Source organism: Dietzia sp. IBK-p2-15D (genome assembly GCF_057773105.1).
The window spans coordinates 1-23,108 of the sequence record NZ_JBYMTK010000005.1; the positions used below are offsets into that span (position 1 = coordinate 1).

A 23,108-nucleotide genomic window follows, 5' to 3' on the forward strand; every position below is an offset into this window, starting at 1 on the left:
TCGCCATCGCCGACACCACGTACCCGGCCGCGACATCGATCGGATCGAGCACCGCATGACCGGGCCGACACTCACCGCTGCCCGCCCCGGACTCTTCCCGGCGTTGGCATTCGACAAATAGCTCGTAGCAGGCCACGAACCGGCGCGCCGCCGCGCGGTTCTCCCCCATCCACCCCTCACGCGCCGCCGCCCGCAGCTCCGACAGTGAAGAGGGCGAGGCGGAAGACGAGGAGGCGCCGGCCGCACTGCCGCCCGGCGACGACGAACCACCGGACGGGAACGAGCCGCCGGACGAACGGTCTGCGTTACCGCCCATGTGCCCCACCCCCTGACCGTGCGCCGCCTACCCGGTGTCGAATCTGTGTTCTATAATACGCACACACATTCGACTAGGCAAGGGTTTTCCCCCGGCGCACCGGGGGAGCACCGGGGGCGCACCGGGGGTCGAGCAGCTAGGCCGAATCGCGCGGTTCCGGGCCGACGACGTCGAAGAGCATGGCGGTGAACTGCCCGTCGGTGTCGAGTTGACGACGGTAGAGGCGGAGCCGACGGGGGAGCAGGGGGCGGCCGGAGCCGAGGACGACCGCGCACTGGTGGATCCACACCCGGTCGAGCAGGCAGAGATCGGCGAACTGGCCGGCGAGGTCGCCTCCGCCGACCACCCAGACGTCCCGCCCTGCCGCGGCCTCGACGAGGCGGGGGTGCAGGTCGGCGACATCGCCGGCGAAGAACTCCACGCCGTCGACGGGGTCGAGGTCCCGGTGGGTGACGACCCAGGTGGGCTGTGAGTACGGCCAGACGAACGGTTGGCCGTCCTTGGTGAGATCCCGGCGGACCCACTCGAAGGTGTTCGCACCGCAGACGATCGAGCCGACGCCGGCGAAGAACCGGTCGAAGTGGAGCTCGGGCACCGACTCGTCATCGGCCCCGGTAGTCGACCCCGGCGCGGCGCCTCCGGGAGTGGCGAACAGCCAGGAGAGGCTTTCGTCGTCGTCGGCGATGTACCCGTCGAGGCTCGTCGCGGTGCAGTAGATCGTGGCCATGCTCAAGAATCGCACGGTGGCGCGCCCCGCGCGAGGGGGAGAGGGCCCGTACTCAGCGCCGGCCGCGTGCCTCGCGGTAGATCTCGACCAGGGAGTCCGTGGAGGAATCGAAGGTGGGGCCTGGGTGGGTGTCGGCGGTGAGCGCGCCCAGCAACTCGCCGGCCTGGGCCTTGCCCAGCTCGACGCCCCACTGGTCGAACGCGTTGATGCCGAGGACCGCGGCCTGGGTGAACACGATGTGCTCGTACAGGGCGATGAGCTGGCCGAGGACGCCCGGCGAGAGGGACGGCGCGAGGATCGTGGTGGACGGCCGGTTCCCGGGCATGACCTTGTGCGGCGCGAGGGTCGGGTCGACGCCGTCGGCGAGGACCTCCTCCTCGGTCTTGCCGAACGCCAGGACCCGCGACTGCGCGAACAGGTTGGCCATGAGCAGGTCGTGCATGGACACCGCGTCCGACCCGTCGGTGGGGTGGGCGTCCAGGTCCGTGCCCGGGCGGGCGATCCCGATGAAATCGACGGGAACCAGCTGGGTGCCCTGGTGGAGGAGCTGGAAGAACGCGTGCTGGCCGTTGGTGCCGGGCTCGCCCCAGTAGACCTCGCCGGTGGGGTAGGTGACATCGGAGCCGTCGAGCCGGACCGACTTGCCGAGCGACTCCATGGTCAGCTGCTGCAGGTAGGCCGGGAACCGTCGGAGGTCCTGGGCGTAGGGGATCACGGCCTTGGACTGCGACCCGAGGAAGCACGTGTACCAGATCCCCAGCAGCGCCATGAGGACCGGTGCGTTGTGCTCGGGCGCCTCGGTGGCGAAGTGCTCGTCCATCGTGTGGAAGCCCTCGAGCAGTTCGATGAACGCCGGTGGCCCCACCGTGATCATCACCGACAGCCCGATGGCGGAGGAGACGGAATATCGTCCACCGACCCAGTCCCAGAACTCGAACATCTTGTCCGCCGCGATGCCGAAGTCGGCGACCTTCTCGGCGGCGGTGGAGACGGCTACGAAGTGCGAGGCGATCGCGTCCTCGGAGCCGAGGGCCTCCACGAAGTGCCGACGCGCCGCGTGCGCGTTGGCCATGGTCTCCTGCGTGGTGAACGTCTTGGAGGCCACCACCACCAGGGTGGTTGCCGGGTTGATCTCCGCGAGGGTGGCCGAGAGGTCGGCGGGGTCGACGTTGGAGACGTACCTGGCGCTGATGCCGGCCGTCCGGAACTGCCGCAGGGCGCTGTCGACCATCACCGGGCCAAGGTCGGAGCCCCCGATGCCAATGTTGAGCACCGTGTCGATCCGCTCGCCCGTGTGTCCGGTCCACTCGCCGGAGCGGACGCGGTCGGAGAAGTCGGCCATGCGTGTGAGTACCGCGTGGACGTCGGCCACCACGTTCCGGTCGTCGACGACGAGTTCGGCATCGGGCGGAAGACGGAGCGCAGTGTGGAGAACCGCGCGATCCTCGGTCGTGTTGATGCGGTCGCCCCGGAACATCGCGGCCCGCTGCGCCGGCAGCCGGGCGGCGTGGGCGAGTTCGAGCAGGGCGGACAGGATCTCGTCGGTGACCAGATGTTTGGACAGGTCCACGTGCAGATCGCCCGCGGTGACCGACATCCGGCGGCCGCGGTCCGGGTCGGCGTCGAACAGCTCCCGCAGAGACACCTCGCCGATCGACGGAACCAGGTTCTCCACCGCTATCCACTGCTTCGTCGTGCTGATGTCGGTCATGGCTTCGAGGCTAACCGGGAATAACGGCGGGCCGCGGGCCGTTCCGGCGATGTGACCCCCGTAGTTCCTCCCGACGCCCCCATCGCCCGCCAGGCCGAGCGACTCATCGAGCTCGGCGTGCCCGAGCTCGCCGGAATCACGGCCGACCAACTGCGGGCCCACGCCCGCGCCCTGCCTGCCGGACCCGGTGACAGCGAAGGCGGTGGCGGGTCCGTGCTGGCCGTCCACCCGTCCCTGGTGCCCACCGCGCGACTGGCCACCCTCATGCGCCGCCACGGTAAGGCGGGCTTCGTCGTCGTCGACATGACCGACCTGGCCGAGTTCGTGCCCACCGACGACGTCCACGTCCCGGACGCCCCGTTATACCTGGTGGGGGACGTGACACGCGACGACGACATGCTGGACTGGACGCCCACCGACGCCCACACCGAGATGGACGCCCGGGGTCGTACCCCGCTCACCGTCTCCGAGGGGATCAGCTGGCTGCTTCAGCGCCCCGACCTACTGGAGCCCGGGAAGTGCTTCATGTGCATCGGCTCACGCAAACCCAAGAAGGGCGGCGGGCTGGACTCGCGGACGCCCGCACTGTGGATCAGTGGCGGGACCGGCCGCGATGGCAAAGCGAACAAGGGCGCACCCAAGGTGGGGTGGTGCTGGGCGAACAATCACCACACCTGGCTGGGCTTCGCGTCCACGGCGGGCAGGGTCGGGCCGGAAGAGTAGCCGGGGCCCTGGTTGTCAGTACAGCTAGTAGCCCAGGCGGCCCCGGCCGAGACGCAGCAGCATGCCGGCGAGGGTCTGCCCTTCCTCGCCGAGCGAGGAGAACCGCTCGTAGACCTTGAGCTCCCGGGTGTGGACGAGCTTCGTGCCGCCCGACTTCATGCGGGTGCGGCCGATGCGCTTGGAGATCTCGCTGCGGCGGACGATCGCATCGAGGATCTCGGCGTCCAGGCGGTCGATCTCCAATCGCAGTTCCTGGATTTCGGACTCTGACAGCGGGTCGTCGGTGCCGGCGGGATCGATGCTCATGACCGAATTATCCCACTGCGCCCCGAACCGGACGAATGACCGTCTAATGTTTCCGCCCGTGGAAGATATCAACACGTTTCTCGCCGACATCGGATCGGTGATCTGGGGACCGTTCGTCCTCATCCCGCTGCTGCTGGGCACCGGCCTGTTCCTGACGATCCGGCTGCGGATGCTGCAGTTCCGCAAGCTGGTCCCCGCCCTCAGGCTGGGGCTGCTGAAACGGAAGGACGACGGCGGCGAGGGTGACATCTCGCAGTACCAGGCGTTGACCACCGCCCTGGCCGCGACCGTCGGCGTGGGCAACATCGTCGGTGTCGCCACGGCCATCGCGCTGGGCGGACCGGGTGCCCTCTTCTGGATGTGGATCACCGCGCTCGTCGGCATGGCGTCCAAGTACTCCGAGGCGTTCCTCGGTGTGCGCTTCCGCGTCACCGACGCCCGCGGCGAGCAGTCCGGCGGCCCGCAGTACTACCTGCACCGGGGGTTCGCGGAACTCTTCGGGCGCACCGGCGGCAGGATCGGCCTCGTCCTGTCCATCGTGTTCGCGGTGTTCGCCGTCCTGGCCAGCTTCGGCATCGGCAACATGACCCAGGGCAACGCGGTGGCCACCCAGTTGGACAACTCGTTCGGCGTCCCGCACGTCACCACCGGCATCGTGATGTTCGTCCTCACCGGCGCGGTCCTCCTCGGCGGAATCAAGGCGATCGGCCGCGTCACCGCCGGGTTCGTGCCGCTGATGATCGTGCTCTACCTCGTCGGCGGGACCGTCGTGCTCGTGGTCAACGCCGGCCAGATCCCGTCGGCGTTCGGTCAGATCTTCTCGGATGCCTTCACCGGCACCTCGGCGGTCGGCGGCTTCGTCGGCTCGGCGATCCTCTACGCCATCCAGATGGGTGTCGCCCGCGGCATCTTCTCCAACGAGTCCGGTATGGGATCCGCCGCCATCGCGGCGGCGGCGGCCAAGACCACCCACCCCACCCGGCAGGGCCTGGTGTCGATGACCCAGACGTTCATCGACACCATCATCGTCGTGACGTTCACCGGTCTGGTGCTGGTGACCACGGGTGTGTGGCAGGAGGGCAGCGACAGCGCCGGGACGATGACCGCCGACGCCTTCGGTTCCGCCTTCCCCGAGGGCGACAAGCTGGTGGCGGTGTCCATCGCGTTCTTCGCCTTCTCCACCATCCTCGGCTGGTCGTACTACGGCGAGCGCTGTATGGAGCGGCTCGTGGGCGCGCGCGGCGTCATCCCGTACCGCATGGTGTTCACCTGCGTGGTGTTCGTGGGGGCGGTCACCGAGCTCGAGGTGGTGTGGAACTTCGCCGACGTCATGAACGGCCTCATGGCCATCCCCAACCTCATCGGCCTCCTGGTCCTCTCCGGCCTCATCGTCCGCGAGACGCGCCACTACCTGGACAACGACCCCGGTCTGACCGCCACGGCGTCCCAGGTGAAGGAGTTCACGGGGGCCGGTCAACGCTGAGCCCGGGGTGTCGGACCGAGTGGGTAGATTGGACCCACGATGACCGACACCGCACACGCTTCCGCCCGACCGACCACGCCCCACTCGCTCCTCCTCGACGGGCTCAACCCACAGCAGGCCGCCGCGGTCACACACCGCGGCGGCCCGTTGTTGATCGTGGCCGGCGCGGGCTCGGGCAAGACCAGCGTGCTCACGCGGCGGATCGCGTACCTGCTGGCCGAGGGTGGCGCGCACCCGGGGCAGATCCTGGCCATCACGTTCACCAACAAGGCCGCCGCCGAGATGCGCGAGAGGGTCGCCACACTGGTCGGCCCGCACGCCGAGCGGATGTGGGTGGCGACGTTCCACTCGATCTGTGTGCGGATCCTTCGCGCCCAGTCCGCGCTGCTCGGGACGCGGAACTCGAACTTCACGATCTACGACTCGGACGACTCCCGGCGGCTGCTGGGGATGATCGCCAAGGAGCAGCAGCTCGAGGTCAAGAAGTTCACCCCCCGGATGCTGGCCACGGCCATCTCCAACCACAAGAACGAGTTGCGCGAGCCGTCCGAGGCGATGGACCGGGCGATGGAGGACTCCGACCGCACCGGGCAGACCGTCGCGGCCGTCTACACGGAGTACCAGTCGAGGTTGCAGGCGGCCAACGCCTTCGATTTCGACGATCTGATCGGGGAGACGGTCGCGCTGCTGCGTGCCCACCCCGAGGTCTCGGCGTACTACCGGCGGCGGTTCCGTCACGTCATGGTGGACGAGTACCAGGACACCAACCACGCCCAGTACGTCCTGGTGCGCACGCTCGTCGGCGGGGCGGCCGGGAACGACGACGACGAGGTGGGCGTCCCCCCGGCCGAACTCTGCGTGGTCGGTGACGCCGACCAGTCGATCTACGCGTTCCGCGGGGCCACGATCAGGAACATCGAGGACTTCGAGCACGACTACCCCGATGCACGTTCCATCCTGTTGGAGCAGAACTACCGTTCCACGCAGACCATCCTCACGGCCGCCAACGCCGTGATCTCGCGCAACCCGGGCCGCCGGGAGAAGAACCTGTGGACCTCCGAGGGTGCGGGTGAGCTGCTGGTCGGCTACGTGGCGGACAACGAGCACGACGAGGCGAGGTTCATCGCCGGGGAGATCGACAGGCTGGTCGACTCGGGTGAGGCCTCCTACTCCGACATGGCCGTGTTCTACCGGACCAACAACTCCTCCCGCGTGGTCGAGGACGTGTTCGTCCGACTGGGCCTGCCCTACAAGGTCGTGGGCGGCACCCGGTTCTACGAGCGCAAGGAGGTGCGCGACATCGTCGCCTACCTCAAGGTGCTGGGTAACCCGGACGACACCGTGGCGCTGCGCCGGATCCTCAACACCCCCCGACGAGGGATCGGGGATCGTGCCGAGGCGTGCGTGGTGGTCCACGCCGAGCAGCGGGGGATCGGGTTCGGCCGCGCGTTGCGGGACGCGGCTGAGGGAAAGGTGTCGCTGCTGCCGACGAGGTCGGTCAAGGCGATCGCCGGGTTCGTGCAGATGCTCGACGACCTGCGGGGGCGGCTGGACGGCAGCGGTCACGCCGCCGGGGAGGACTCGGCGCCCGATGTCGGGGCACTGGTGGAGGCCGTGCTGGAGAGCACCGGCTACCGCGCCGAGCTGGAGGCGTCCAACGATCCGCAGGACGCCGCCCGCCTGGACAACCTCAACGAGCTCGTCGGCGTGGGCCGGGAGTTCTCCTCGGAGGCCGCACTGCAACGTTCCGCGCGGGAACAGGGCTTCGGGATCGAGGACGCCGGGGACGCCGCGGGTGCGGTGCCCGACCAGGCGGATGCCCAGTTGGACGAGGGTCTGGCGGAGCCCGGGTCGCTGGCGGCGTTCCTCGAGCGGGTCTCGTTGGTCGCCGACGCCGACCAGATCCCGGACGAGGATCAGGGACAGGTCACTCTCATGACCCTGCACACCGCCAAGGGGCTGGAGTTCCCGGTGGTGTTCCTCATCGGCATGGAGGACGGCCTGTTCCCTCACATGCGGGCGTTGGGCGACCCGGCGGAGCTGTCCGAGGAGCGCAGGCTCGCCTACGTGGGGATCACCCGCGCCCGTAAGCGCCTGTACCTGACCCGCGCGATGATGCGCTCGTCGTGGGGGCAGCCCATGACGAATCCCGGATCGCGGTTCCTCGAGGAGATCCCCACCGAGGCGATCGAGTGGCAGCGCGAGGAGCCGGCCGGTGGTGGCGGATTCGGGGATGACGACTCGTACGTCCCGCGCCGCCGCTTCGGAGGCGGCTCGGGCGGCTACGGTTCGGGCGGGTACGGCTCAGGTGGAGCCGGGTCCGCGAGTGGACGGTCGTCCGGGATCCCCCGCGCGAAGGCGTCCGCGCCCGCGCTCGAGCTGGCGCCGGGGGACCGGGTCACCCATGACAAGTACGGACTCGGCAAGGTGTTGTCCTGCGACGGCAGCGGGCCGCGGGCCACTGCGACGATCGACTTCGGTGCGTCGGGCAAGGTCCGGCTGATGCTCATCGGGGGCGTCCCCATGCAGAAGCTCTAGGGCAGGGGCGTCATGGCGCCGCCGGGGCCGGGCCTCTCGAACTATCGAGTGGGCCCGGCCGGAACAGGTCGAACTGTCAGCTACCGAAGGCGGAGGCGACGCTGCCCGCGAGCACGTCGAGACCGTGCTCGGCCAGCCAGATGACGGGATCGACGTGCTGCTGGCCGTCGTTGACGAGCACCTCGAAGTGCAGGTGGGTGCCGGTCGAGAAACCGAGGTTGCCCATACCGGCGATCTTCTGACCGGCGTAGACGCGCTGGCCCTTCTGGACGTCGACGGTCTCCATGTGGCCGTAGACCGTCATGGTGCCGTCGTCGGACATGATCCGAACCCAGTTGCCGTAGCCCTGGGCGGGGCCCGCGTCGACCACGACGCCGTCCGTGGCAGCCAGGATGGGCGTGCCGTTGACGTTGGCGATGTCGATGCCCGAGTGCATCACGCCCCACCGCATCGCGTAGGGGGAGGTGAACGCGCCGATCGCGGGGATGACGACCTTCGGCCGTCGCGCCTGCTCCTCGGCGATCTCGCGCTGGGCGTTGATCTCGGTGCCCGCGTACAGCATCGTCGAGCTGATGTCATCGGTGGACGAGCCGTCGGCAGCGGCCGGCAGGACGACCGGCGCCGGGGCCGAGGGCGTCGCCGGCGCCGAGGTCGACGGTGCACCGGGCGCGGAGGTGGCGGGGGCGGGCTCCCCGTTGGCGAGCAGGGCGATGTCCCCGGCCTCGGCCGAGTGGGTGCTCGTGTCGCTCATGGCGGAGCCGGCCGAAGCCGCGGTCACCGCGGCGCCGGCCGCGACGGCCAGGACGGCTGCGCGACCGCGCAGTGCGTGCGGCGGCGCGGGCATCCGGTGACGGCCGACCCGGTGCGCACCGGCAGGGGGGATGACGACGGGAGTCGCGGCTTCCTCGAATTGCGACTTCTGCACCGTGTCGTTTCCCCTCTGCGTTCGCGCCGTGATCTTTTCGTGATGAACGTCGTCCAACGTAACGGATCGGCAACGGTGCCGCAAGGTTGTCGGCGGCGCGTGAGGGAGGGGTGCGTCACACCGGTGTGACTCGTGGTGCCCGAGGGGCTCCGGGGTGCCCATGTGTGGGGTGTGACGGTTCGGACTGCCGTCCGGTGTGATCCACTACACACAGCTACCCCCAGTGTGCGACGGGGGACACACCACGCGCCTAGGATGAGGCAGGACTCGGCTTTCAACAGGGCCGGGCGAATCTACCCACGTCAAGATGGTGAGCTGATGGATCTCTTTGAATACCAGGCAAAGGCTCTTTTCGCGAAGCATGACGTGCCCACCACCCCGGGGCGCGTCGCGGACACCGCGGAAGAGGCCGAGAAGGTTGCGGCCGAGATCGGCAAGCCTGTCGTCGTCAAGGCGCAGGTCAAGGTCGGAGGCCGTGGCAAGGCCGGCGGCGTGAAGCTGGCGGAGGATGCCAAGGAGGCCCGCGCCCGGGCCGAGGACATCCTGGGCCTGGACATCAAGGGCCACATCGTCAAGAACCTGCTGGTCGCCGAGGCCAGCGACATCGCGGAGGAGTACTACATCTCCTTCCTGGTCGATCGGTCGAACCGCAACTACCTGGCCATGTGCTCGGTCGAGGGCGGCGTCGAGATCGAGCAGGTCGCCGAGGAGTCCCCGGACCGCCTCGCCCGGATCAACATCGACCCCACGGTCGGTGTCGACGAGGCCAAGGCCCGCGAGATCGCGAAGGCCGGCCACCTGCCGGAGGAGGTGCTGGACGCCGCTGCGGTGACCATCGCCAAGCTGTACGACGTCTTCATCAACGAGGACGCCACGCTGGTCGAGGTGAACCCGCTCGTCCGTACGCCGAATGACGAGATCCTCGCCCTCGACGGCAAGGTCACCCTGGACGAGAACGCCGAGTTCCGTCACAAGGAGACCTTCGCCGACTTCGCCGACGCGGGCACCACGGATCCGCTCGAGCAGAAGGCCGCGGAGAACGACCTCAACTACGTCAAGCTGGACGGACAGGTCGGCATCATCGGCAACGGCGCCGGTCTGGTCATGTCGACCCTCGACGTCGTCGCCTACGCGGGCGAGAACCACGGCGGCGTCAAGCCCGCCAACTTCCTCGACATCGGCGGCGGTGCCTCTGCCGAGGTCATGGCCAACGGTCTCGACGTCATCCTCAATGACGAGCAGGTCAAGAGCGTGTTCGTCAACGTCTTCGGCGGCATCACCGCGTGTGACGCGGTCGCGAACGGCATCGTCAAGGCCCTGGAGATCCTGGGCGACGAGGCCAACAAGCCCCTCGTGGTCCGACTCGACGGCAACAACGTCGAGGAGGGTCGCAAGATCCTCGCCGAGGCGAACCACCCGCTCGTGACCCTGGCCGACAACATGGACTCCGGCGCCGACAAGGCCGCCGAGCTGGCCGCCAAGTAAGAAGCAGAGGACCTTACACACATGTCGATTTTCCTCAACAAGGACAACAAGGTCATCGTCCAGGGCATCACCGGCGGCGAGGGCAGCAAGCACACCGCCCGCATGCTCGCGGCCGGTACCCAGATCGTCGGCGGCGTCAACGCCCGCAAGGCCGGCACGACGGTGTCCCACAAGGACGCCGACGGTAACGACGTCGAGCTGCCCGTGTTCGGTTCCGTGAAGGAGGCCATGGAGGCCACCGGTGCCGACACGACGATTCTGTTCGTCCCGCCGCCGTTCACCAAGGACGCGATCATCGAGGCCGTGGACGCGGAGATCGGGCTCGCCGTGGTCATCACCGAGGGCGCCCCGGTGCTGGACACCGCCACCGCGTGGAACTACAACCTCGCCAAGGGCGGCAAGACGCGCATCATCGGCCCCAACTGCCCGGGCATCATCACGCCGGGCGAGTCGCTGGTCGGTATCACCCCGGCCAACATCGCGGGCAAGGGCCCGGTCGGTCTGGTGTCCAAGTCGGGCACCCTGACCTACCAGATGATGTACGAGCTGGCCGACTACGGCTTCTCGACCGCCATCGGCATCGGTGGCGACCCGATCGTCGGCACCACGCACATCGACTGCATCGAGGCCTTCGAGAACGACCCGGAGACCAAGGTCATCGTCATGATCGGCGAGATCGGCGGCGACGCCGAGGAGCGCGCGGCCGATTACATCAAGGCCAACGTCACCAAGCCGGTCGTCGGCTACGTGGCCGGCTTCACGGCCCCCGAGGGCAAGACGATGGGCCACGCCGGCGCCATCGTCTCCGGCTCCGCGGGCACCGCGCAGGCCAAGAAGGAGGCCCTCGAGGCCGCGGGCGTCAAGGTCGGCAAGACGCCGTCCGAGACCGCGCAGCTGGCCAAGGATCTTCTCGACGCCATGTGATCCACCCGCGGTGGCCCTCCCGGCGACCGCGAGTGCGCACTACCCAGCGACCCCCGTCATCCCCGGATGGCGGGGGTCGCGGCGTGCCGGGGGTGCCCCGCGCCGGTGGGTATCTACGGTTGTCAGAGTGAGTCCCCCACGCGTCATCCGGCCCGCTGCGAGACGGTCGCCCGCGGGTGCCCGCTCGTTGTTGTGGACGGCGGCCGCCGCGGCGCTGCCCGTCATCGTCTCCGTACTGGTGCTGGCGGCGCTCACCCTGGCGGTGCTGCTGTTCGCCGCCGACGGGTTCGACTCGCTGTTCGCGGTGGTCGCGGTGGAGTGGCTGGTGGTCAACCGGGTGCCGTTGACCGTGGACCAGGTCGAGCTGGGGTTCCTGCCGTTGTTGCCCGCGCTGATCTATGTGGCGGTCCTGGCCCGACAGACCCGTGCGGTGCTGGCGGACGTCGAGCAGCCGGGCCCGCGCGAGGCGGGTGCGGCAGTGGCCGGTGTGACGCTGGCGGGGCTGCTGTTGACCGGTCTGGCGACGCTGCTGGTCGGGTCGGCCGCCTCGGATTTCGCGGTACGCGAGTCGGCGCTGTCGACGGCGTTGCTGTGGACCGCAGGTGTGGGGATCGTGGGTTCGGGGCTGGGGGTGTGGCTGTACTTCCGCCGTGACCTGCGCGAGATCCTTCCGCTGTGGGTGCGCGGGGGGATCCACCTGGGCACCGCGTTCGTCGCCGCGACGTGGGCCATCGCGACACTGCTGGTGCTGGTCGGACTGGTCATGGCGTGGGAGCCGGTCGGGTCGGTCCTGGAGATCGGCAAGGGCGTCGTGGGCACGGCCGCACTCACGGGCATCTCGGTGGCGTACCTGCCCAACGTGGTGATGACCGGGGCCGCGCTCATGGTGGGCGGGGAGGCGCACCTGGGCGAGGCCTCCTACAGCGTGTTCGCGGTGTCCCGGGGGCCGATGCCGGAGGTGCCGTTGGCGGCCGTACTGCCCACCACCAACCCGCACTGGGTCGTGCAGGGCCTGTTGCTGGTGACCGTGTTCGTGGCGGCAGGGCTCGCGAGGTCGGTGGCGCACTGGTTCCGCACAACCGGCGACGCCGTCAAGGCGACGTGGTTGGCCGCCGGGATCGTGGCTCTGGTGGTCGCGGTGAGCCCGGTCATCGCGGGCGGCCGGCTGGGGATGCTCGGCATGGTCGGGACGGGCTCGCTCATCGCGGCGTCGATGGCCCTGGTGCTGTTCGGCATCATCGGGTCGGCGACGATCGCCTTGTCGTTGGCGGGCCTGACTCGGCGCCGCGAGCGGGCCGAGAGCGAACTCGAGCGGCGTCGTCGCCGCGCCGGGACCGCCCCGGTGGTCGAGGACCCGGTCGAGGACGCACGGGTCAGGGACGCAGGGGTCGGTGATGCAGGGGGCGGTGACGCCGGCGCCGAGGACGGTGCCGATGACGAGCCTGACAACACGGTCGACGACGACGAGGTCGACGGCTCCGGAAGCATCGCGGAGGCCGAGTTCGGCGCACAGTCCGACCTCGAGCCGGCCCCGGGCGAAGACGACACGGCCACCGAGGTCCCGCCATCGCCGGCGGTGGTCGAGGACCCGCGGTCCGCGGAAGGCCAGTCCGGGGAGGAGCAGTCTGCGGAACGCCAATCCGCCGAAGGCCAGCCCACAGAAGATCAGCCCACCGAAGATCAGCCCGCCGAGGATCAGTTCGAGGAGGTCCGGCTCGACGAGGGCGAGCCCGAGGACACCCGGCGTGGGGACACGGTCGCCGACGATGCCGAACCCGGCGATGCACAGTCCGACTCCGACGATCCGACCGGTCTGCCTGCCGAGGGCAGAGGGGCGGCCGACTAGACTCCCAGCCGTGGCCCGCGCTCCCGGTGGGTCTGAGGATCGACGGGTAGGAGAGCCGGACGTGGTCGGTAGCGAGACCCCCAGCGCCTCTTCGCCCAGCGCCGGTTCCCCAGGGGGCTGCCGCGTCGTCCTGATGGCATCCGGTTCCGGGACCCTCGCGCAGAGCGTGCTCGACGCCGCCGACGCCCCCGGCTGCCCGTACCGCATCGTCGCGCTGGTCTCCGACCGCCACTGCGAGGCCGTCGCCAGGGCTGGCCGCGCCGACCTCCCGACGGCCGTCGTCCGGCCCGGCGACCACACCGACCGCGCCGACTGGGACCGCGCCCTCGCCGACGTGGTGAGCGGGTTCGATCCCGACTGGGTGGTCTCGGCGGGCTTCATGCGCATCCTCGGCGCCGCGTTCCTCGGACGGTTCGACGGTCGCGTACTCAACACCCACCCGGCGTTACTGCCGTCGTTCCCCGGCGCCCATGCGGTGCGCGACGCGCTCGCCTACGGGGTGACCGTCACCGGCAGCACCGTCCACCTGGTCGACGCCGGCGTCGACACCGGACCCGTGATCGCCCAGCGTGCCGTCGACGTCCACCCGGACGACACCGAGGCCACCCTCCATGAACGCATCAAGGTCGTCGAGCGCGAGATGCTCGTCGACGTCCTCGCGGCCGCCGCCCGTGGCCGACTCCACATCGAAGGTCGAAAGGTGCACCTAACGTGACCGATTCCCGCAGGCCCGTCCGCCGCGCACTCATCAGCGTCTACGACAAGACCGGGCTCACCGAGCTCGCCCGGGGGCTCGCCGACGCCGGGGTCGAGATCGTCTCCACCGGCTCGACCGCGCAGCGTATCGCCGACGCCGGGGTCGCCGTGACGCCCGTCGACGCGCTGACCGGGTTCCCGGAATGCCTCGAAGGCCGCGTCAAGACCCTGCACCCGCGGGTTCACGCCGGCATCCTCGCGGACACCCGCAAGCCCGAGCATCTCGAGCAGATCGCCGACCTCGGTGTGCAACCGTTCGAGCTCGTCGTCGTCAACCTCTATCCCTTCACCGACACCGTCGCCTCCGGCGCCGATTACGACGCCTGCGTCGAGCAGATCGACATCGGCGGACCGTCGATGGTCCGCGCGGCCGCGAAGAACCACCCGTCGGTGGCTGTGCTCGTCGACCCCGCCGGATACGGCGAGGCGCTCGAGGCCGTCGCGGCCGGTGGGTTCACCCTCGAGAAGCGCCGCAGCCTGGCCGCCGCCGCGTTCCGCCACACCGGGGCCTACGACGTCGCCGTGGCCACGTGGATGACCGCACAGACCGCGGAGCCGACCGATGAGGGCGCGGAGGCGTTCCCGGTGTGGCAGGGGCAGAGCCTCGACCTCGCCGCCACCCTGCGCTACGGCGAGAACCCGCACCAGAGCGCCGCCCTCTACACCGACGCTGCCGCCGCGCCCGGCCTCGCCCAGGCCACCCAGTTGCACGGCAAGGAGATGAGCTACAACAACTACGTCGACGGCGACGCCGCGTGGCGCTCCGCCTTCGACCACGCCGAGCCGTGCGTCGCGATCATCAAGCACGCCAACCCGTGCGGCATCGCGATCGACGCCGACATCGCGGCCGCCCACCGCGCCGCGCACGAGTGCGACCCCGTCAGCGCGTTCGGTGGCGTGATCGCCGCCAACCGCGAGGTCACGGTGGAGATGGCCGAGCAGGTCGCCGAGATCTTCACCGAGGTGATCATCGCCCCGTCCTACGCGGACGGTGCCGTGGAGATCCTGCAGCGCAAGAAGAACATCCGCATCCTCTCCGCGCAGACGCCCGCCGAGGGCGAGTTCGAGCGCAAGCAGATCTCCGGCGGCGTGCTGGTCCAGCAGCGTGACTCGCTCGACGCCGACGGTGACGTGGTCGCCGGCTGGACCAAGGCGTGCGGCGACGACGCCGACGAGCAGACCCTGCGCGACCTGCTGTTCGCGTGGCGCGCGTGCCGTGCGGTCAAGTCCAACGCCATCCTGCTCGCGCAGTCCGGCGCCACCGTGGGCGTGGGCATGGGCCAGGTCAACCGCGTCGACTCCGCCCGGCTCGCCGTGCAGCGCGCGGGGGAGCGGGTCACCGGGTCGGTCGCCGCGTCGGACGCGTTCTTCCCCTTCGCGGACGGGCTCGAGGTGCTCGCCGAGGCGGGCGTGCGCGCGGTGGTCCAGCCCGGCGGCTCCGTCCGCGACGCCGAGGTGATCGAGGCCGCGGAGAAGGCGGGGATCACCATGTACTTCACCGGCGCCCGGCACTTCTTCCACTGAGACGGCACGTCCGAGATGGCACTGACATGACCGGGACCGGGGCCGCGGGCAGCGGGGTGGGCGAGCAGCAGGACGCCGCGGCCCCGCTGACCCCGCGCGCCCGGGCCAAGGCACGGCGCCGCGACGAGATCCTCGTGGCCGCCGCCCGCCTCATGGCCCGGCGCGGGTTCCACGCCGTGCGGCTGGACGACATCGGCGCCGAGGTCGGGATCTCCGGGCCCGGCATGTACCGGTACTTCACCTCCAAGGAGGACGTACTGGCCGAGATGCTGCTCGACATCTCCCGTCGCCTGCGGGACGGTGGGCGGGCGGCGGTCGAGCGGGCCGGCGAGCCGGCGGACGTGCTCGATGCCCTGCTCGGGGTGCACGTGGACTTCGTCGCCACGGAGCCCGATCTCATCAGCGTGCAGTTCCGTGACCTCGGTTCCCTGCCGGCCGCTCCCCGGCACGAGGTGCGCACCCTGCAGCGGGAATACGCGCAGTTGTGGGTGGACGCCCTGGTGCGGGTGCGTCCCGAGCTCTCGTCGATCGAGGCGCGGGCCCACGTCCACGCTGTGTTCGGGCTCCTCAACTCCAGCCCCCGGCTGCCGGCCATGGCCGAGGCCGACCTTCGGCGCGTGCTCACGGCGATGGCCTCGGCCGCGCTGCGGTCCTGAGCGCCTGCCCGGGTGCTGATCTGCCCCTCGGTTCGCTCGCGCAGATCGACTCGCGCTTTCGATCACGATCCGCCCTCGGGGCCCCGGGGGCGGACCGGATTCCGGAGGGCGGATCGTCTGGGTGGGCTGTATCAGGTGGGCCGAATCAGGTGGGCTGAATTGCGCGGGCTGAATCAGGGGGTTCGCCGATCAGGTGAGGGCGGACCGGAGGCGGGCCATCTCCTCCCGGTACCGCTCGACGTTCGCGAGCTTGACGTGCTCGTAGCCGCGGACCATGTCCGGTAGCTCCGCGAGCGCCACCGCGGTCGCCAGCCAGGTGGCGTCCTTGCCCACCGGGCCCGCGCGCCGCAACTCCGAGGCCAGGTCGGCGACGAGATCCCGGTACCCAGCCAGCAGCTCACGCTCGACGCGGCGGACCTCCGCGTAGCCGAAGAGGTCCATCCGCGTGCCGCGCAGTCGCTTCATCCGGGCCAACGCCTTCATCGCCGGCATGGCCCGCGGGCCGATCGAGATCTTCTTCTTCATTCCCATCGCGCGCAGCGCCGGGGGATGCAACTTCAGTCTGGCCACCGCCCCCTCGCCCCAGTCCTCGTCGAGCTGCGTCGCGAACTGTGGATCCACGGCCAGGCGGGCGACCTCGTACTCGTCCTTGTAGGCCATCACCTTGAACAGGTTGCGGGCCACGGCGAGGCTGAGCTGCTCGGGGACGCCGGCCTCGGCAGCGCGGACCTCCTCCACGCGCCGGACGTAGTCGGCCGCGTACGCCTCGTCCTGGTAGCCGATCAGTTCGTCGACCCGGAGCGCGACCACGTCGCGGAGCTCGTCGGAGGCGTCGGCGTCGAGGTGGGTCAGCAATCGCTCCGCCGCGGGGGAGGGCACGTGCCGGCCCGCCGTGGCCGTTCCGGCCGGGCGGTGCAACCCGGCCGCCAACGCCGCGAGGGCGCTCGGCTCGGCGACCGCCTGCCGGCCGCGACGGAAGGCCTGCAGGTTAGCGTCGACGGCCACCCCGTTGAGCTCGATCGCCCGCTCGATCGACTGCGCCGAGATCGGCAGGGCCCCGCTCTGGTACGCCGCCCCGACCATGAGCATGTTGGCGGTCTGGGTGGACCCGAAGAGCTGCTCGGTGAGCGCCCCCGGGTCGAGGTACAGCCCGCGCGAGGTGGTCGGGTCGATGATCGCCTGGATGTCCGAGGTGGTCGGGTAGTGCTCGGAGGTGTCGATCACCATCTTCCCGGTGGGTATCTGAGTGGTGGACACCACCGCCGTGGTGCGATCGGGAGCGGCCACCTTCAGGTGGGTGCTGTCCGCGCCGACCAGGCCGTCACAGCACAGGTAGAGGTCGCAGTCGCCGGCCCCGATCTTCGGGGGCTGTTCGGTCGGCGTGCGGGTCACGCGGACGTCGGAGACCACCGCGCCGCCCTTCTGGGCGAGCCCGGTCATGTCCAGGGTGCGCGCCGAGTGGCCGTCGAGGACGGCCGCGGTGGCGAGGATCGCCGAGACGGTGACGATGCCGGTGCCGCCGATCCCGGTCAGCCGCAGGGAGAAACCGCGGTCGGGCGCGACCCCGGCGCGGGCCGGTTCCGGGATCGCGTCGGCCGCCAGGGCAGGCGCGGACGTCACCCGCCGGGACTTCTCACCGGGGACGACGGTGACGAACGCGGGGCAGTCACCCTCCAGGCACGAGAAGTCGAAGTTGCAGGTGGACTGGTCGATCTGCGTCTTCCGACCGAACTCGGTCTCCACCGGATGGACCGACAGGCAGTTGGACTTCCGGCCGCAGTCCCCGCATCCCTCGCAGATGCGCTCGTTGATCACCACCCGCTCGTCCGGCGTGGGATAGGTGCCACGCTTGCGGTGGCGGCGCTTCTCGGCCGCGCAGTACTGGTCGTGCACGAGAACCGTGACCCCCGGGACGGCCGCGAGTTCCCGCTGCACCTCGAGGGTGTCCACCCGGTCGCGGACCTCCACTCCCCTCGGCAGGCCCCGGGACCGGGTCGCCCTGACGTCGTCGGTGGTGACGACGATCCTCGCGACCTTCTCGGCCTGCAGGAGCCGGAGGATCTCGGGCAGGGTCATCTCGCCGACCGGGTCCTGACCGCCGGTCATCGCCACCGTCCCGTTGTAGAGGAGCTTGTAGGTGATGTTGTCGCCGGAGGCCACGGCGGCCCGGAGTGCCAGGGAGGCCGAGTGCATGAAGGTGCCGTCGCCGACGTTCTGCACCATGTGCCGCTCGGTGAGGAACGGCGCCATCCCGGTCCACTGGATCCCCTCGCCGCCCATCTGGGTGACTCCGGTGACGTGGCCGACCTGCTCCTCGTCCATCATGAGCACCATCGCGTGACAGCCGATGCCCCCGCCGACGAGCGTGCCGTCGGCGACCTTGGTCGAGCTGTTGTGGGGGCACCCCGAGCAGAAGTACGGGGTGCGGCTCGTGGCGAGCGGAAGCGCGATCCGGGAGCGTCCGCGTCCCGGGCCGTCGAGCCAGGCCCGAGCCGATTCGATTCCGTGGACCGGGCCGAGACGCTGCGCCAGGCCGCGGGTGACGGAATCGACGTCGAGCTCGCCGAACCGGCTGAACAGGGTGGACCCGTCCTCGTGCGCCTTGCCGACCACGTTCGCCACCCCGGGCTTGCGGAACTGGATGTCCCGGATCATGGTCTCGATGAAGTCGCGCTTCTCCTCCACCACGATCACCTCGTCGAGACCGGACATGAACTCGTCGAGGATCGTGCGCTCCAGGGGGTAGATCATGCCCAGTTTGAGGATGCGGATCCCGCGGCGGCCCAGCTCGTCGTCGCCGATCCCGAGGCGGCGCAGTGACTCGCGGACGTCCAGGTAGGTCTTGCCGGCCGCGACGACGCCGATCCGGTCGTCGGGGGTCGACTGCACGATCCGGTTGAGACGGTTGAGGCGGGCGTACTCCAGCGCACGGGGGAGACGGATGGTGAGCTGGTTCTGCTCGAGCTCCATGAGGCCGGCCCCCAGGAGCCGACCGGACGGCACGTGCGGGCTCGTCCCGAGGTCGCCGTACACGGGCAGGATCCGGTCGGGATCGACGAGGGCGGTCGCCGAGGCGTCCGCGACGTGCGCCGAGATCTTCATCGCGGACCACAGACCGGAGACCCGGGACAGGATCGCCGCGTGGACGCCGAAGTCCAGGACGTCCTGCGGGTCCGCGGGGTAGAGCGTCGGCATGTACAGGTCCGCGAGCGCCAACTCGGACGCGCACGGCACGGTGGAGGACTTGGCGCCGGGATCGTCGCCGACCAGCACCACCGCGCCGCCGGTGGGATCGGTACCGATCAGGTTGGCGTGCCGCAACGCGTCGGTGGCACGGTCCAGGCCGGGCGCCTTGCCGTACCAGTACCCCACGACCCCCTGGAGGGCGGCGCCGCCGGTGTTGGCGGTGGAGCGCAGGGTGCCCGTGCGCCGGGCGAGCTGGGACCCCATCACCGCCGTGGCGCCCGCCTCCTCGTTGAGGGCGGGGCGGTGCACGATGTCGAACGGTTCGAGGAACTCTCGACGCCTGGCCAGTTCGAGGTCGTAGCCCGCGAGCGGCGATCCCTCGTAGCCGCTGACCAGGCTCGCGGTGAGCAGATTCTGCCTGCGGTCGAGCCGCGCCCGGTCGCGGACCGTCCGGACCAGTGCCTGGATCCCGGAGAGGAAGACCGTGCCGCTCTCGCGCGTGTATCGATCGGAGAGGGAGAACGATCCGGCGTCCGCCCGCCCGGTCCGCGGCAGGTCGTCATGCGTGCCGTCCGTGGGGTGGAGGAGAGAGGTCATGATCAACACCTGGCCTTCGCGAGACGAACGATGTCCCCCCAGGCTAGGACGAACTGTGAGGCGCGTCACGCGGCCATTCGAAGACCGGTCACTCTGTACATTCGGAGGGCCCAGAACGGGCGCCGGCTGGACCAGCTGTCCACCTCGTCGTCGTATACCGTGGACACATGGACCCATCACCCAACCTGGACGACACCGACCGGCGGCTCCTCGACATCGTCCTGTCCGACCCGCGCGTCGGGGTCCGCGAGTTCTCGCGACGACTCGGGGTGGCCAGGGGCACCGCCCAGGCCCGGCTCGACAAGCTGGAGGCGCGCGGCGTCCTCGCCTCCTGGGCGCCGAGCCTCGATCCCGCCGCCCTCGGGTATCCGCTGGGCGCGCTCGTCCACATCCAGGTGGCGCAGGCCAGGCTCGACGAGACGTGTGCGGGGCTGGCGCAGGTGCGCGAGGTGCTCGAGGTGGTGAGCATCGCCGGCGAGTTCGACGTCGTCTGCCGGGTCGTCGCGCGGGACCACGCCCACCTCGAGGAGGTGTTCAGCGCCATCATCTCCACGCCCGGCGTCCTGCGCACCCGCACCGAGGTGATCCTGCGTCAGCGGGTCGGGCCGCGCGTCACCCAGCTGCTGGGGGAGTGAGCCTCACTCCCAGATCCGGGCGAACGGATGGGCGGCCTCGTACTCCGAGGCCAGCTCCAGCAGGAGCCGGTCCTGCCCCCTGCGGGCGGAGAAGTGCACGCCGACGGGCATCCCGTCCGGCGCGTGTCCGGTGGGCAGCGAGACGGCCGGCGACCCCGCGATGTTCTGCAGCGGGGTGAAGGTGACCCAGTTGGAGACCCGCTCGAGGTGGGTCTCGAACGGCAGGTCCGCGTCCAGGTACCCGACCTCCGGGGTCTCGTGGGCGACCACCGGGTTGATGTACACGTCGATGTCGCCGAACCGGGCGTCGAACTGCCGCCGGGTCCTCGCCAACCGCAGTAGGTGCAGGGGAAGCGAGGCGATGTTCCGTCGGGCCATCCGAGCGAGCCCGACCGTGAAGGGGTCGAGCTCGGCGGGGTCGAAATCGGGGTCGAAGAGCCTGCGCCCGGACGATGACGTGCTTAGCGCGAGCAGCCCCCAGTAGGCGATGAAATCGTCCCGGAACCCCGTCGGGACGGGCGCCTCGGTCGGCACCACCTCGTGGCCCAGTTCGGCCAGCCGGCTGGCGGTCTCGCGGAGGACCGCCAGGGTCGCGGCATCGGTCGCACCGCCCGCCGGGCTCTGCTCCACGAGCCCGATGCGCAGGCGCCGTGCCGGGACGGGGGCGACGGGGCCCACCGGGGGGACGCCGACCGGGAGGTGGCTCGCCTCGAACGCGGTGAGGAACGTGGCGGTGTCCCGGACGGACCGGGAGACCACCGACTGCGACACGATGGGGATCGGCATGCCCCGGGAGAACTTCTCGTCGGTGTGCCTACCCCGGCTCGGCTTGAACCCGACCAACCCGGTGACCGCCGCGGGGATCCGGATCGACCCCCCGCCGTCGTTGGCGTGGGCGATCGGCAACGCCCCCGCGGCCACGAGGGCCGCGGAACCACCCGAGGAACCGCCACTGGTGCGGCCGGTGTTCCACGGGTTGCGGGTCACCAGGCCACCCTGCCGTTCGGTTGCGGCGGTCCAGCCGAACGGGGGCATGGCGGTGATGCCCAACGGGATCAGGCCGGTGGCGCGGAACGCCCGCGCGTACTCGCCGTCGTGCAACGCGGGGGAGTCGGGGACGGCGGGCGAGCCGAGCCGCATCGGGGCGCCCTCGACCTGCACCGCGTCCTTGAAGGCCGACGGCACGCCGGCGAACGGCGAGGACAGGCGCGAGTCCGCGGTCCGGCGTGCGTGCTCGCGGGCCCTGTCGAAGGCGGTGAAGACCAGGGCGCCGAGCGCCGGATCCACCTGCTGGCATCGTTCGATGGCGGCCTCGACGAGCTCGGTCGGTGACACCTCGCCGCCGCGGACCCGCTCGGCGAGGGCGGTGGCGTCGTCGTACCCGAGTGCGTCGTCACGGAAGGCGTGGACCCGCGCGGTGTCGGGGTGGGGCCGGGCAGGGGCGGTGTCATCGGTTGTGGCATCGGTTGTGGCATCGGTTGTGGCGTCGGTCACCCCCCCACTGTAGGGCGAGGGGGTGCGAAAATCGGTGGCCCTCTTGACAGGCTCCGCACCGTCGGGCACTTTAGGGGTACCTAAGTAAGGCGAGGGTCACCTAACGCATCGGCGGGCGGGGCCGGTCTCTGGAGGCAATCGATGGCAGCGCACCCGGTCGTGTCGGATCCGATAACCACCGGCGCGCGCCGTCTGCTCGACGGAGCCGGCATCGCGACGGTCGCCGTACGCGGGACCAAGAACCGTTCGGATGTCATGGTCTCCGCCGGCCATCGCTGGATCGGGGAGGGGGCGATCATCGTCACCGGGACCCCGGCCCCCTGGTCCGCACTGATGGTCGCCCCGGGAGAGTCGGTCGAGGTGGTCGTCATGATCGACGAGTTCGCCCCGATCGTCGAGGCCAAGGTCCACGTCGCGAGCCTGTACGGCTTCGGCGTGGCGCGTGCGGCACGGCAGGGTGAGGGCTGGGTGGTCGAGATCGAGATCGAACTCGGCGACCTCGACATCCGCCGACTGGGGCACGAGGGCACCGTCCGCGCGGGCTGCCTGGACGCGGTGCCGTCGGATCCCCTGGCATGCGAGGCGCCGGGGCTCGCGGACGAGATCCGGGCGCGCTTCGGCTCTGACTTGGCCATGCTGGCCGGGTCCGCCGACCCGGCGCAGCCGCCGTATGTCCTGGGCGTCGATCCCGACGGCCTGCATCTGCTGACGGCGCTCGGTACCCACGCCGATGTCATCCACCTGCCGTTCCTGACCCGCGCGGAGTGCGTCAATGACGTCGTCCGTGAGATGGGTCAGTACGTGGCCCGCGCCAGCTAGCTTCCCGCGATGGCGCGGACCGGGCCGATCAGGCCGGGCTGTAGGTGAGGCAGTCGGCGGTATCGGCGCCGGAGCCGATCTCGACGGAGTCCGCCGAGCAGAGCAGGTCCTTGTTGTGGGTGCACTCCACCCGTTGGCAGGCGCCCACGTGTGCGCTGGCGGTGGGCAGTCCGCCGCGGACGTCCAGCGAGATGAAGGTGCCGCACTCGGCGTGATCCGGGGTTCCGGCGACGGTGATGGCGCCCGCGTTGCAGCTCTCCTCACTGTTGAAGGAGCACGCCGTGACGGTGCAGGCGCTGATTCCGGTGAGTGTGGCCATGATGATCGCTCCTCGTATGACGGTGGCGTGGTGTGCCCCAGAGTCAACACCGCATCCCCCCGGCTTGCAAGCAAGTTAAGGCTGTGCTAAGTCAGACCAGCCTAAGCTGTCCACCTGCACGGATGGCGGGAATGGCGG

18 protein-coding genes and 1 pseudogene are annotated in these 23,108 nt (G+C 70.3%); 11 read left to right on the forward strand and 8 right to left on the reverse strand.

Annotated elements, in window-relative coordinates:
• The 3 genes and pseudogenes from AC3DEV_RS08415 to pgi form a co-directional block, all read right to left on the reverse strand.
• Window positions 1–316, reverse strand: a pseudogene (locus tag AC3DEV_RS08415) (hypothetical protein); the annotation flags it as partial.
• Window positions 317–452: 136 nt separating this feature from the next.
• Complete coding sequence (locus AC3DEV_RS08420; RefSeq protein WP_488371927.1) at window positions 453–1,043, reverse strand: dihydrofolate reductase family protein; 591 nt, start codon at window positions 1,041–1,043, stop codon at window positions 453–455.
• A 52-nt stretch (window positions 1,044–1,095) separates the two neighbouring features.
• The gene (gene pgi, locus AC3DEV_RS08425) at window positions 1,096–2,754 is read right to left on the reverse strand and encodes a glucose-6-phosphate isomerase (protein ID WP_488371811.1); all 1,659 of its coding nucleotides are present in this window, start codon (window positions 2,752–2,754) and stop codon (window positions 1,096–1,098) included.
• A gap of 51 nt (window positions 2,755–2,805) precedes the next feature.
• On the opposite strand from pgi, the gene AC3DEV_RS08430 reads away from it, so the two are divergent.
• Window positions 2,806–3,477 (forward strand): DUF5701 family protein, encoded by a 672-nt coding sequence (locus AC3DEV_RS08430; protein ID WP_488371812.1) that lies wholly within the window; start codon window positions 2,806–2,808, stop codon window positions 3,475–3,477.
• A gap of 24 nt (window positions 3,478–3,501) precedes the next feature.
• On the opposite strand, the gene AC3DEV_RS08435 is transcribed toward AC3DEV_RS08430, so the two are convergent.
• Window positions 3,502–3,783, reverse strand: a complete 282-nt coding sequence (locus AC3DEV_RS08435; RefSeq protein ID WP_069388780.1) for a chorismate mutase — start codon at window positions 3,781–3,783, stop codon at window positions 3,502–3,504.
• A gap of 46 nt (window positions 3,784–3,829) precedes the next feature.
• On the opposite strand from AC3DEV_RS08435, the gene AC3DEV_RS08440 reads away from it, so the two are divergent.
• Together AC3DEV_RS08440 and AC3DEV_RS08445 are read left to right on the forward strand one after the other, a co-directional pair.
• Window positions 3,830–5,266, forward strand: coding sequence for an alanine/glycine:cation symporter family protein (locus AC3DEV_RS08440; RefSeq protein WP_132061565.1), 1,437 nt, complete (start codon window positions 3,830–3,832; stop codon window positions 5,264–5,266).
• A 39-nt stretch (window positions 5,267–5,305) separates the two neighbouring features.
• Window positions 5,306–7,804 (forward strand): UvrD-helicase domain-containing protein, encoded by a 2,499-nt coding sequence (locus AC3DEV_RS08445; RefSeq protein ID WP_488371813.1) that lies wholly within the window; start codon window positions 5,306–5,308, stop codon window positions 7,802–7,804.
• A 76-nt stretch (window positions 7,805–7,880) separates the two neighbouring features.
• Here the strand turns inward: AC3DEV_RS08445 and AC3DEV_RS08450 are convergent, their stop codons facing one another.
• Window positions 7,881–8,729 carry a M23 family metallopeptidase gene (locus AC3DEV_RS08450; protein ID WP_240341418.1) on the reverse strand — a complete coding sequence of 283 codons (849 nt, stop codon included), beginning with the start codon at window positions 8,727–8,729 and terminating at the stop codon, window positions 7,881–7,883.
• A gap of 318 nt (window positions 8,730–9,047) precedes the next feature.
• Here AC3DEV_RS08450 and sucC point away from each other — a divergent pair, with 318 nt between their 5' ends.
• The 6 genes from sucC to AC3DEV_RS08480 all read left to right on the forward strand — a co-directional run bounded on the left by sucC (window position 9,048) and on the right by AC3DEV_RS08480 (window position 15,920).
• Window positions 9,048–10,214 (forward strand): ADP-forming succinate--CoA ligase subunit beta, encoded by a 1,167-nt coding sequence (gene sucC, locus AC3DEV_RS08455; protein WP_120283984.1) that lies wholly within the window; start codon window positions 9,048–9,050, stop codon window positions 10,212–10,214.
• A 21-nt stretch (window positions 10,215–10,235) separates the two neighbouring features.
• Window positions 10,236–11,138 (forward strand): succinate--CoA ligase subunit alpha, encoded by a 903-nt coding sequence (gene sucD, locus AC3DEV_RS08460; RefSeq protein WP_271800157.1) that lies wholly within the window; start codon window positions 10,236–10,238, stop codon window positions 11,136–11,138.
• A 127-nt stretch (window positions 11,139–11,265) separates the two neighbouring features.
• Complete coding sequence (locus AC3DEV_RS08465; RefSeq protein WP_488371814.1) at window positions 11,266–12,984, forward strand: cell division protein PerM; 1,719 nt, start codon at window positions 11,266–11,268, stop codon at window positions 12,982–12,984.
• A gap of 133 nt (window positions 12,985–13,117) precedes the next feature.
• The gene (gene purN, locus AC3DEV_RS08470; protein ID WP_488371815.1) at window positions 13,118–13,699 is read left to right on the forward strand and encodes a phosphoribosylglycinamide formyltransferase; all 582 of its coding nucleotides are present in this window, start codon (window positions 13,118–13,120) and stop codon (window positions 13,697–13,699) included.
• Window positions 13,696–15,264 (forward strand): bifunctional phosphoribosylaminoimidazolecarboxamide formyltransferase/IMP cyclohydrolase, encoded by a 1,569-nt coding sequence (gene purH, locus AC3DEV_RS08475; RefSeq protein ID WP_488371816.1) that lies wholly within the window; start codon window positions 13,696–13,698, stop codon window positions 15,262–15,264. Before purN ends, purH begins: the two co-directional genes overlap by 4 nt.
• Before the next feature lie 26 nt (window positions 15,265–15,290).
• Window positions 15,291–15,920 (forward strand): TetR/AcrR family transcriptional regulator, encoded by a 630-nt coding sequence (locus tag AC3DEV_RS08480; protein WP_163376492.1) that lies wholly within the window; start codon window positions 15,291–15,293, stop codon window positions 15,918–15,920.
• Between the two features lie 189 nt (window positions 15,921–16,109).
• Here AC3DEV_RS08480 and AC3DEV_RS08485 read toward each other — a convergent pair whose 3' ends face one another.
• The gene (locus tag AC3DEV_RS08485) at window positions 16,110–19,703 is read right to left on the reverse strand and encodes an indolepyruvate ferredoxin oxidoreductase family protein (RefSeq protein WP_488371817.1); all 3,594 of its coding nucleotides are present in this window, start codon (window positions 19,701–19,703) and stop codon (window positions 16,110–16,112) included.
• A gap of 167 nt (window positions 19,704–19,870) precedes the next feature.
• Here AC3DEV_RS08485 and AC3DEV_RS08490 point away from each other — a divergent pair, with 167 nt between their 5' ends.
• The gene (locus AC3DEV_RS08490; RefSeq protein ID WP_069389904.1) at window positions 19,871–20,338 is read left to right on the forward strand and encodes an Lrp/AsnC family transcriptional regulator; all 468 of its coding nucleotides are present in this window, start codon (window positions 19,871–19,873) and stop codon (window positions 20,336–20,338) included.
• A gap of 3 nt (window positions 20,339–20,341) precedes the next feature.
• Here AC3DEV_RS08490 and AC3DEV_RS08495 read toward each other — a convergent pair whose 3' ends face one another.
• Window positions 20,342–21,832 (reverse strand): amidase, encoded by a 1,491-nt coding sequence (locus AC3DEV_RS08495; protein ID WP_488371818.1) that lies wholly within the window; start codon window positions 21,830–21,832, stop codon window positions 20,342–20,344.
• A 141-nt stretch (window positions 21,833–21,973) separates the two neighbouring features.
• On the opposite strand from AC3DEV_RS08495, the gene AC3DEV_RS08500 reads away from it, so the two are divergent.
• Entirely contained in the window at window positions 21,974–22,651 is a 678-nt protein-coding gene (locus tag AC3DEV_RS08500; RefSeq protein WP_488371819.1) for a hypothetical protein, read from the forward strand.
• Between the two features lie 28 nt (window positions 22,652–22,679).
• Here AC3DEV_RS08500 and AC3DEV_RS08505 read toward each other — a convergent pair whose 3' ends face one another.
• Entirely contained in the window at window positions 22,680–22,970 is a 291-nt protein-coding gene (locus AC3DEV_RS08505; RefSeq protein ID WP_154828363.1) for a DUF1540 domain-containing protein, read from the reverse strand.
• Window positions 22,971–23,108 lie beyond the last annotated feature (138 nt).